Origin of the sequence: Pelatocladus sp. BLCC-F211, from assembly GCF_041928655.1 — a bacterium.
Lineage (GTDB): Bacteria > Cyanobacteriota > Cyanobacteriia > Cyanobacteriales > Nostocaceae > Pelatocladus.
The window spans coordinates 155,660-166,611 of sequence record NZ_JBHFLM010000123.1 but is presented as its reverse complement, the minus strand read 5'-3'; the positions used below and the strand labels follow the sequence as shown (position 1 = coordinate 166,611).

Sequence of the window (10,952 nt, the reverse complement as noted above, 5' to 3'; positions counted from 1 at the left end):
GTCCACCACTTTTTCTGTAACCGGGTAACGATGGTTTATCAACTTCACCACGGTAATAAGCTTTAACTAACCCGTTGTACCCAACTATTGATTCACCTACAGACTTCAAGGTTTGCTGTGCAGACTGTGCTGCCATTGCTTCGTAGGGGTTCTCACGCTCCCGCTATATTTTGATAGTTAAATCATACTTAAATTTATTTCTACAAATTTACTGATCATAATTTTAGTGAATCAAAAACATGCTTAAAATCAAGTTTAATCAAGCGTATTTACTGGGATTAGGTTTCACTGTAGCACTGATGAGTGCGACTACAACTCCCGTTTCTGCCCAGCAGGTAATAGTAATTGATAACGGGAGTTTTTACGGTGTCAGTCAACCTCAAACACCAAATACTGGTAGCTTTATATACGGTAGTCCTATTTCTACCCCTATGCCTGTAGATCCAGTGACAGGATTGATGCCAAATCGCAGGATTTATAATACTTACCCTAAATTGCATCAAAATATACGTGAAAACGTTTTAGTTAATCCTGTGTTGGTCAATCCAAAAATTAGAAACTCAACATTAATCAATCCTGTAATTGTCAAAGATTCTTGGTATCACAATAGACCAATTCGGCAACCGATTATTATTCAGTATCCTTGAGAATTTATTATGGGTAAAGGTGAAAGAGAAAAGATCTGCTCTTTTCTCCTTCCCCTCATAAATTTAAGATATAAACTGAGAACCAAAAATCATTGTGCCTATACCGCCGTCAGTAAAAATTTCTAGTAGCAGGGCGTGGGGGATGCGACCATCAATAATATGTGCGGCGCGAACTCCTTGAGCAAGCGATCGCACACAACAATTAACTTTAGGAATCATCCCACCATTAACCACACCACTAGCAATCAAATCACGAGCTTCTTTAATATCTACTTTGGGAATCAAGCTAGTCGGCTCTTTGTAATCTTGCAAAATTCCACGTGTATCAGTGAGCAAAATTAACTTTTCTGCCCCTAACGCTGCTGCTATTTCGCCCGCTACGGTGTCAGCATTGATATTATAAGCTTGTCCGTTATCATCTGCGGCTACACTAGATACTACGGGAATATACCCACTACTTACTAGTGTTTCCAAAATCTTAATATTGACATAACTGACTTCCCCAACAAAACCTATACCTTCATCTCCCTGGGGACGGGCTTTAATCAGGTTGCCATCTTTACCACATAGCCCCACAGCAGAACCACCAGCTTGATTAATCAAAGAGACGATTTCTTTATTGACACGACCGACTAACACCATTTCCACTACATCCATTGTGGGGGCATCTGTTACACGCAGACCATTCTTAAATTGTGGTTCAATTCCTAATTTGTCTAGCCAACTGTTAATTTCTGGGCCACCACCATGAACCACAATTGGTCGTAAGCCAACACATGATAAAAAGACAATATCACGGATGACTTTATCTTTGAGGTTGCTATCTTTCATCGCCGCACCACCGTACTTAACAACAACAGTTCGACCTGTAAATTGTTGAATGTAAGGTAGTGCTTCACTCAGCACTTGTACGCGAGTTGCCGCATCTTGTCGAATGTACTCAGAATCTTGGATCATAATAAGTCTATGAGGAGCTTTTGTTAGTTAAATTGGTACTCACAACAATTTCTCATAGAAAAGAATATTTGTTGCTAAGATGTTCGTGCTGATTTCGTTAAAGTGTAAAAGTATAAGGATATAAGGCTCTCAGGGTGTAAGAGTATAAAGGTGTAAGAGGAAACAAGAGTTTTTTGAAATTCATATTTGTAAAATACCCCTAAAATTTTTACCCGCACTTCCAAAATCTTCCTACACACGCGCTTGTGCTACAACTTTGGGAACCAAAGCAACGCACTGGCTCCTCCATACCCCCATAGCCCCAAACCCTTTTTCTCAGACGTCTATATTTCACCAGACGATGTTGCAAATCCAACAGGTATTACGCGATCGCTATCAGCTTATAGAAAAACTTGGTGACAATGCTGGTCGTCAAACCTGGTTAGCATGGGATTTGTCCACTCATGAACAAGTCATCGTTAAACTGCTTACTTTTAGCGACCAAGCAAAATGGGAAGATGTTAAACTTTTCGAGCGAGAAGCCCAGATACTCAAACAACTAAATCATCCGCGTATCCCAAAGTATCGTAATTATTTTGGCTTTGAAGATCAAATACTCCATTTTGCCCTAGTACAAGAATATATTCCCGGTTCGTCATTTAAGGAATTACTGGCAAAAGGGAGAGTATTCAGCGAAGCAGAAGTAAGAAAAATTGCTGCTGAAATTTTGAAGATTCTGATTTATCTGCACAGTTTGAGTCCACCAGTATTGCACCGCGACATCAAGCCCAGCAATTTACTTTTAGGAAAAAATTATCAGATTTATTTAGTTGATTTTGGCGCAGTACAAGATCGCGCCGCCAAAAAAGGAGCAACTTTTACAATAGTGGGAACTTATGGTTATGCACCATTAGAACAGTTTGGTGGTAGGGCAACTCCAGCATCTGATCTTTATGCTTTGGGCGCAACTTTGATTCATTTGCTCACCCGTATTCCACCAGCAGATTTGCCACAGCAAAATTCTCGCTTGCAGTTTGCTCACTTACTAAAAGTTAATCCTGGGTTTGTTCGCTGGTTAGAACAGTTGACACAACCGAATTTAGACAGACGCTTTACTAGTGCCAAAGAAGCACTGAAGCTTCTCAAAGCCAATCAAATTGCTATCTCTAAAATAGTTCGTGCCAAACCTGCTGATAGTCAAATTCAACTGCAAAAATCTCCTGAACACTTACACATTAGAATTCCTGTACTTTGGCAAAAGACATTAACTGATCCGAAAAATATTGCTGCCACAGTAGTACTAGCAATTTGGTTATACTTTTTCAGTGGTGGTTTTAGCCTGGGTAGCGTAGAAGGTTGGATATGGCTAATAGCGAGTTTACTGCTAACAGGTTGGTTTCTCTTGCCTAACTTTGTGGAAACAAATATTTACTTTGACCATCACCAATTTGAAATTGAATTGAAATTACTAGGTCTTTGCTTGCGTAGACAGCGAGGAAAGGTTTCCGAAATTGACAAAGTATTTAGTGGCGAGACTGGTGGTTATGGTAGTCACAAAGTACCAGAGGTAACATTAGCTTTAGGCGTATCTGAGTATTCATTTGGAAAATTAAAGCCACCTCTAAGTAAAGAAGAGTGTCGCTGGATGGCAGCACAAATCAGGCATTGGTTAGGGATTGGTTAGGGATTGGTTAGTAGTTAACACTAACAATTTTGCATGGGGAATTTGGGGATGTTAGAAGCAGGAGAAATACTTTGTAATCGCTATCAAATTCAGGAAAAATTAGGTGCAGATGCTAGCCGCCAAACTTGGTTAGCAAAAGATTTGACTAAACAGCCTCAAGAACTAGTTGTAGTCAAGTTGCTAATTCTTAGCCCCCAAATGCAGTGGGATGAACATAAACTGTTTGAACGAGAGGCTCAAGTATTAAAAAATCTTAATCATCCCCGTATTCCCAAATACCGAGATTACTTTGTTTTAGAACATCAATCTGGTTCTAAATTCCCTTGGTTTGGGCTAGTACAGAGTTATATTCCTGGAACATCCCTACAGAACTTAATAGACAAAGGTGAACATTTTTCAGAATTACAGGTAGAAAAAATTGCTGTTGAAGTTCTTAGTATTCTGGTTTATCTACACGAACTCAACCCACCTGTCCTACATCGCGACATCAAACCCAGTAATTTGATTTGGGGTGAAGATAAGCGGGTTTACTTGGTTGATTTTGGTGCGGTGCAGGATCAAGCGGTGCAGGAAGGTGCTACTTTCACTGTTGTCGGTACTTATGGCTACGTACCAATAGAACAGTTTGCTGGGCGGGCTGTTCCTGCTTCTGATTTGTATGCTTTGGGTGCAACTTTAATACATTTGCTTACGGGGATATCTCCCGCCGATTTACCTCATCTGGATGCACGGATTATTTTTGCTGATCAGGTTAACATTGACCGGGGTTTTGTCAATTGGATTGGTAAGCTTACAGAACCAAATGTAATAGAACGAATTAGTACTGCCAGAGAAGCACTTGCAGCACTCAAGAATAAAAATAGCCTCACTCCACCTATTACTAGTCGTAAGCCCACAGGTAGTCAGATTCAAATTAAGAAGTCTGCTAGTGAGTTAGAAATTAAAATACCGAGACGCGGCGGCAAAGCTTTTAGATTATTTTACTTAGTTGGAATTATGATTCCTTTTCTCTGGCAACTACCACAACTGATAAACTTTTTTATCAGAGGGGGGAGTTCTCAGGCATGGTTTTTGTTGATTTTCTTTGTGGCAATGCTGATTGCAGTGGTACAAGGAACTGTGTTACCTTCTTTTGGACATACTGATTTCTACTTCGATCGCCAAAATTTTGAAATACGTTGGAAAATATTTGGTTTTTGCTACAAGCGACAACAGCGTCCAACAGCATTAATTGAAAAAATATATCACGAGCCAGTGAATCAAGGTTCAGCACCCAGAGGAGTCACCATAGAAGTAGAAGGACAGAAATTCACTTCCAGCCCTCTGTCAACTATAGAACGTCATTGGCTAATTCAAGAGATTGGACAATGGTTGGGATTAGAAAATGACAAATGACGGTTTAGACCTAAGTGGAATCAGTAGGGTGTCTTTGATAGCACCATTGAAAGTTCGTTTGTGGACTCTTCAAGAATCCTCCGGCTTTTAGCCGTGGGGAGTATCAACTATTGAATTATCTTCCTTACTAATTCTGGAATTATAGAGGGACGTTCCGCCACTGGGACTTTGACTTCTGAGAATGCAGCTAGTTTGCTTTTTGCTGTACCAAAGTCTGGATGACGTCCGATTACTGCTGCTAATGTCCCGGTTTGACGCCAGTGTTTTGCGGGTGGTGCGTGTGTACCTGCAATATAGGCAATAACTGGTTTATCAATTGCTTCAGCAATGTAGCGTGCTGCTGCTTCTTCCCGTCCTCCACCGGGTTGACCAACTAATACGATCGCTTCTGTGGAGTCATCCTCATCAAAAATTTGCAACCATTGAATAAACGATGAACCAACGATCGCATCACTCCCAATACTGACACTGATTGATTGTCCCAGATTCGCTGTAGTTAGTTCTCTGGCGACTTCATAGGTAAGGGTAGTGCTACGACTAATGATTCCTACTCGACCAGGTGTATAAAATTCACTCGGTTGAGTGCCTAAAAGAATTCGCCCTGGGACAATAATGCCGGGGCTATTGGGTCCGACCACTAGTGTTTCTGTGGCTTCAGCTTTACGTAGTAATTGCACCATATCTAATGGTGGTACGCCAGGAGAAATAATGATAATTTGGCGAATACCAGATGCGATCGCTTCCAAAGCCGCATCTAATACTTCGTAAGCGTTTACACTGATTATCGTAGTATCAATTAATCCATATTTTTCTACCACTTCTTCCACGAGATCAAACACTGGTAGACCATGTATTTTTTGACCACCATATCCAGGTTTTACCCCTGCTACCAAATTAGTGCCATAATCTACCATTTGGGCAATATGAGTAGCCGATATAAATTCACTAAAGCCTTGGATTATAACTTTGCTGTCTGGCGTTAAATTCATAAAAAACACATACATGAAGGCACAAGGCACAAAGTAGTCCCGATGAAACAAGTTTCACCGCCAAAAAAGAGGTTTTTTCTGCTACACCCCTAAAACCCTACACCCCCACACCAATTTTCAAGGACAGAAGGAAACATTATCAAAATTTTCTGTGAGCAGTAGCTTTAGCAAGATTTACTGCTTGTGCTACTGCTTCATCTAAATTTTCTACTACTACTATAGATGCATCGCTAGGAACTTTTAATGTTGTCAAATATTTTCTGGCTGCATTAAATTCAGAGCCAGCAAGACGAACAACTAAGCGTGGTAAGTGGGTTTCCTGTCGGCTTTTGTTACTGTTAGAACGTAAAGTCTGGGTTTTGATTTCGTTTTTCTGATGCTGTAAAAAATTAGCAATTACTTCTGCGACTTCCCCACTTTGAGGAACACTACCGAGAAAGTTGATCAGTATAACTTGAATACTTTTATCAGCAGCCAAAATATTTATCGCTCTATCTAAGCGATCGCGAAAGGTAGTCGGTAAAGTATCGGTGGGGAAAGCGTGGCGCAAATTCAAACAAACACCAGGTTTACCACCAGCATTGACTACTGAATCTAAAGTTGCTAATACTGAACCGGTACCATTGCCTAAAATGCCGATTTTACCGTGTAGTTCTACTGCGTCCCATTCACTTAATCTTTTGTTAAACTCTACACTGCTATGACGATGGGTCATTTTTCTCGCCATCTCAGTAATATCTGGGTGACGAGCGATCGCTCTTTCATTAACATTGACACTACCATTGAGAGCCATCACTTGACCAGAAGCATCTACCCCCAGAGGATTAATTTCTACTAAATCTAAATCTTTTTCTATAAACAACTGGTACATTTTCTCAACAATTATGCTGACAGATTGCATTAATGCACCTTGTAATCCCATCTTTAAAGCCAAACGTCGCGCATAAAATGGAGAAAAATCTTGTTCTACAACCACGTGCTGCATTTTTTTGCCAGCAGATTCCCAATCAATATCTGCTTCTTTACAACCTAAAAGTATCGGTCGGCAAACAGCTGTATCTAAAACTACCGCCAAAAAAAATTCTTGCTCCGCATTATACTTAGCTTCTGCTAACAATACTTCTGGTAATTCGCCTAAAATTGGCAAATTAAAAATATTTTGGGCGGCGGCGATCGCATCTATAGTCGTTTCAGCAAATCTGACTCCACCTGCTTTTGCCCTCTCTCCAGCATGTACCTGAGATTTCAGTACAATTGGGTATTTTATCTTTAATCTTTTTAAATCCGTGGGATGGTCAATTTTTTGAGAAGGCAATACAGGAATGCCTATTGTCCGAAACCACTCTTTGACTTGATACTCTAGCAATTCCATTGACACACCTTATCTCTAGCCATTTTTATTTGGTCGCAGTGGTGCTGTCTAACATCTGAAAGCCGCACCTAGTTTGCATAATCAAACTTTGGTCGTTTATCTTAAAATAAATTTTTCTCTCATTAATTTTATCCAATCCAGTAAATCTGGTAAATTCATCGCTTTTGTTACTGCTTTTACCATTTTTACAATAAGTAATTAAATTTATCAGTAAAACTTCTTGTATTTCAGCGAACAAGAGTTTTTGTCATCAAATTTTGATATAACAGTAAAAACAAATTTTTTCATGTAAGAGAGAATTTTAATCTTAGCAACTGCAAGTTTTCGCTTTTGAATTTATATCAGAGAAAACACGAATTATCAATAGACTTTGGACAGATATTTAGTAAATTTTTTCTTAAAACTATCATCCTTTAACAGGATTTTAGATTTTAGATTTTTGATTTGCTCCACAGACTCCATTCCCCAAAATTGAGATTTAGAGGGAGGGTGCTTGTACCATCAAAAAACTATCATTCATGATTATTTTTAGTCATAATCACTGTCAAATTAACTATGTCTGTAAAAATATTGAAATTATTAATATAAACAATAATTATTTAATTATATATTGATTTTTGAACGTGAATTCTGAGTAAAAACCGTAGAGGGACAGAGAATATAGAGGGAAAGAAGCAGATAATTTTACACATGATTTAGGATTGCTCTATGTTAAATATTTTTAGATTTTATATTGTAAAAGCGAAAAATCTTATTATTCCCAATTTTGACTTGAAATTAATAATGGCGCTGATTTGATTAAATAGTTAATATATATTGTTCATATCACTTCTAAAAGAATAAATTGAAAATATTAACTTTTGGTAAAAGCTGAAAAATTGTGCTAAAAAAATGTTCTCTCACATTACAAGGCTGGGGGTCATGAAACTGTGTATCTACGTTCCAAACTTAAAATAAGTTCTTTTAACACACTTGAAGATGATCAAAACTATATAAATCAGCAGGATGGCTCTATGCAAGTAGCAGTCATAGAAGAAGATTTACAATTCATAGGGCAAATTTTACAAGAACAGCTGCGTGCCGAAATTCCATCTGGTGAATATTTCCAGGTAAAGTGTGCTGTCAAAAATGATCAACTCATGATTTTAACTCAACACCCCCAAGGTGTGACAGCTGATACTGAGAACATCTTTGTATTGCTTGAAGAAGCACTCCAATCGCTACTTAATCACCACGGACAACACGTGGAAATCTTTCTGAGAATCGCAGGGGTAAAGTTACCTTATGCTAAACATTCCCTGATTCTGAAAGCCTCTGAAGCGAAAGTTGAGGAAATGAGGGAGTTTGAGGTTTCTTCTGAGAATGAGAAACCAATGGGAGGACTAGGGGAAGAAGAGAAGCTAGATAATTTTTCCCCATTTACCGCTTCCGATGCGTTGATGGATGAACAGTCCTCTCCAGATAACCCTGATGAATCTGAAGATCACCATTTTGACCCCATGGCAGATGCACCAGATTTGTCTTATTACACAACATTAAAGTCAAGACGCCCAATTAAACCTATTGTATCGGCTATTGTTGTAGCTGCAATTGCAGTCTTAGGTGGGGCTGCTTACTTGTTGACTCGTCCTTGTGTAATGTCTGAATGTAAAGAAATCCAAACAGCCGATAATTTACACAAATCATGGCAAAGATTAATACAAACTTCCAAATCTAAAACAGAATTAACAACAGTACAACAGCAACTTGTGGAAGCAACCACAGGACTAAAAACTATTCCCAGTTGGTCATCACGTTACCAAGAAGCTGAGACACTAGCAGCTAATCTATCTAGATATTCAGAAACTATAAATAAAATCATCAAAGCCTTTGGTGCAGTCTCATTAGCAACACAAAAAAGTCAAACCCCGGTAAATTCTCTCGAAGAACTAAAAGCTAGACAAAATCTCTGGCGACAAGCGATCGCACCACTAGAAACAATTAGTATCAATAATGAACTTTATGGATGGGTGCAGCCAAGATTAGCGATATATCGTGCCAAATTGCGAACTGTGAATCAGCAATTGCAAGTAGAAGACAAATGGTTAAAAAAAATAACAGCAGCTAAAAATGTCGCGAATGTTGCTATTAACCAAGAAACCACAGCTAAAACCTTACCAGAATTACAGAAAGTCCAATCCACTTGGCAAGTAGCAATTAACGCCTTAACTATTATTCCTAAGACTAGCTCTGTATACTCAGAAGTCGAAAAACTGCTGATAGAGTATAAACCCAAACTTGTAGCCGCCCGCGATCGCACCACTAAACTACAACTAGCAGCTAAAACCTACCAACAAGCCATTGAAAACGCAGAACAAGCTAAACGCTACGAAAAACAAAACCAATGGCAAGCTGCGGTGACATACTGGAACCAAGCTTTAAATACTGTGAAGCAGGTCAAACAAGATAGCTTGTACTACACTCAAGCTCAAACTTTGATCCAACTTTATTCAACATCCCTTAAACAAGCAGAAACAAAACTCCAAGTTGCTAACTCTCTACAACAAACCCGGACTGATTTAGAAAAAACCTGTTCTGGTGAAGTTCGAGTTTGCAATTATACCATTAATGACCGAGAAATAATTGTTCGGATTACTCCGGAGTATGAACAAGCTCTGAACAGCAGCTTAAATCAAGCCGATCAGAATACTGTAACTAATATCACTAATCACCTACAAAGCTTACAGCAAGCCCTAGATGTCATTAGTGATAACGCTAACTTAGCTGTGATTGTCTATGATGCCCAAGGTAGGCAAATTCATGGACATATACCAACACGTTAAAAATGGTTGGTTGTTGGTGGTTAATAGGCGCGAATGGTCATATATTAGGACTCCCCACTCTCCCTTGTCCCCCTGTCCCCCTTCCCTTATCCCCTCACCTCACCAACTGCGCTGCGGAGTTAAAAAACAAACGGCTCAACCCCTTAGTTAACAAAATGATTGTTAGTAAGTTGGCAAAGGCAGTTATTAACATAATTACTATTTGGTAAGAAGCAGCATCAAGGGGACTTACACCACTTAATATCTGTCCAGCAACAAATCCTGGTATTGTCACTAAACCAATAATCATCATTTGGTTAATAGTAGGGATTAAACCAGCACGAATGGCGTCTTTACGATACTGGGCGATCGCAGCTTGTGGAGTTGCACCTAAACTGAGATGAGTTTCGATTTCTAGATGGCTGTTTTTGATTGTATTGACGAGACGTTCACCAGCGATCGCAGCTGCATTCATCGCATTACCTAGTATGATTCCCGCCAAAGGGATTAGGTATTGTGGTTCATACCATCGATTTGGCTGAATAATCACAAGATTAGTATAAACTATAGCCACAATCGTGCTAAGTAAAAGGGAACCCCATACTAAAGGCAAAACTTGCGGTATTTTTTGACTAATGCGATTTCGTGCGACAATCGCCGTGATTGTCAGCAATAATGCTAAAAACGCTAAAACTGCCCAAGCATTGTTAAAAGCAAAGATGAAATCTAAAACGTATCCCAATACTACTAATTGTAAAATGGTTCTCCCTGTTGCCAGGGCTAGGTTGAGTTCTAATCCTAGATTTTCCCAAACAGATAAACCAATGACTACAGCCATTAATGCTGTCGCACTAGCCAAATCAACTAAATCTAATTTGATCAGTTCCTGCATAGATTTTGGCGTTACTAGTTAGTAGTAGTTGTTAGTTGTTGATTGGTTGACTACTAACCAATAACAACCACCGGGAACTTTCATTATATGTATGGGATCTTGTGTTGATGCTTACCCCGTGCCAAGCAAGCTACAACACGCGGCCTGTTCGCCTTTAGCGTTCCCGTTCCCTCGTTGCGTTAGCTTCCCGCACTTTAGAGGGTTCTGTTGGCGTAGCCGCCCTGAAAGGGCTAGGT

General features: G+C 39.4%; 8 protein-coding genes and 1 pseudogene. 4 read left to right on the top strand and 5 right to left on the bottom strand.

Annotated features, from left to right (window positions below):
* Positions 1-157: pseudogene (locus tag ACE1AT_RS15390) on the bottom strand (RNA-guided endonuclease TnpB family protein); the annotation flags it as partial.
* A gap of 82 nt (positions 158-239) precedes the next feature.
* On the opposite strand from ACE1AT_RS15390, the gene ACE1AT_RS15385 reads away from it, so the two are divergent.
* Complete coding sequence (locus ACE1AT_RS15385; RefSeq protein WP_374869767.1) at positions 240-647, top strand: hypothetical protein; 408 nt, start codon at positions 240-242, stop codon at positions 645-647.
* 63 nt (positions 648-710) lie between these two features.
* Here the strand turns inward: ACE1AT_RS15385 and argB are convergent, their stop codons facing one another.
* Entirely contained in the window at positions 711-1,604 is an 894-nt protein-coding gene (gene argB / locus ACE1AT_RS15380) for an acetylglutamate kinase (RefSeq protein ID WP_374869765.1), read from the bottom strand.
* A gap of 340 nt (positions 1,605-1,944) precedes the next feature.
* Here argB and ACE1AT_RS15375 point away from each other — a divergent pair, with 340 nt between their 5' ends.
* Positions 1,945-3,267: a serine/threonine protein kinase gene (locus tag ACE1AT_RS15375; RefSeq protein ID WP_374869763.1), complete on the top strand. Its 1,323-nt coding sequence runs from the start codon at positions 1,945-1,947 to the stop codon at positions 3,265-3,267.
* 48 nt (positions 3,268-3,315) lie between these two features.
* A complete protein-coding gene (locus ACE1AT_RS15370) occupies positions 3,316-4,662 on the top strand; it encodes a serine/threonine protein kinase (RefSeq protein ID WP_374869761.1) in 1,347 nt (448 codons plus the stop codon).
* A 107-nt stretch (positions 4,663-4,769) separates the two neighbouring features.
* On the opposite strand, the gene ACE1AT_RS15365 is transcribed toward ACE1AT_RS15370, so the two are convergent.
* Complete coding sequence (locus ACE1AT_RS15365) at positions 4,770-5,651, bottom strand: CoA-binding protein (RefSeq protein WP_374869759.1); 882 nt, start codon at positions 5,649-5,651, stop codon at positions 4,770-4,772.
* Positions 5,652-5,790: 139 nt separating this feature from the next.
* Complete coding sequence (locus tag ACE1AT_RS15360; protein ID WP_374869757.1) at positions 5,791-7,023, bottom strand: ATP-grasp domain-containing protein; 1,233 nt, start codon at positions 7,021-7,023, stop codon at positions 5,791-5,793.
* 1,013 nt (positions 7,024-8,036) lie between these two features.
* Here ACE1AT_RS15360 and ACE1AT_RS15355 point away from each other — a divergent pair.
* Positions 8,037-9,845, top strand: coding sequence for a hypothetical protein (locus ACE1AT_RS15355; RefSeq protein WP_374869755.1), 1,809 nt, complete (start codon positions 8,037-8,039; stop codon positions 9,843-9,845).
* A 94-nt stretch (positions 9,846-9,939) separates the two neighbouring features.
* Here the strand turns inward: ACE1AT_RS15355 and fetB are convergent, their stop codons facing one another.
* On the bottom strand, positions 9,940-10,716 hold the full coding sequence (gene fetB / locus ACE1AT_RS15350) for an iron export ABC transporter permease subunit FetB (protein WP_374869753.1): 777 nt from the start codon (positions 10,714-10,716) through the stop codon (positions 9,940-9,942).
* Positions 10,717-10,952: the final 236 nt, after the last annotated feature.

Excerpts from the sequence above, each read along its gene's own strand:
- ACE1AT_RS15385 (WP_374869767.1), top strand. The coding sequence starts at position 240 with ATGCTTAAAATCAAGTTTAATCAAGCGTATTTACTGGGATTAGGTTTC.
- argB (WP_374869765.1), bottom strand. The coding sequence starts at position 1,604 with ATGATCCAAGATTCTGAGTACATTCGACAAGATGCGGCAACTCGCGTA.
- ACE1AT_RS15375 (WP_374869763.1), top strand. The coding sequence starts at position 1,945 with ATGTTGCAAATCCAACAGGTATTACGCGATCGCTATCAGCTTATAGAA.
- ACE1AT_RS15370 (WP_374869761.1), top strand. The coding sequence starts at position 3,316 with ATGTTAGAAGCAGGAGAAATACTTTGTAATCGCTATCAAATTCAGGAA.
- ACE1AT_RS15365 (WP_374869759.1), bottom strand. The coding sequence starts at position 5,651 with ATGAATTTAACGCCAGACAGCAAAGTTATAATCCAAGGCTTTAGTGAA.
- ACE1AT_RS15360 (WP_374869757.1), bottom strand. The coding sequence starts at position 7,023 with ATGGAATTGCTAGAGTATCAAGTCAAAGAGTGGTTTCGGACAATAGGC.
- ACE1AT_RS15355 (WP_374869755.1), top strand. The coding sequence starts at position 8,037 with ATGCAAGTAGCAGTCATAGAAGAAGATTTACAATTCATAGGGCAAATT.
- fetB (WP_374869753.1), bottom strand. The coding sequence starts at position 10,716 with ATGCAGGAACTGATCAAATTAGATTTAGTTGATTTGGCTAGTGCGACA.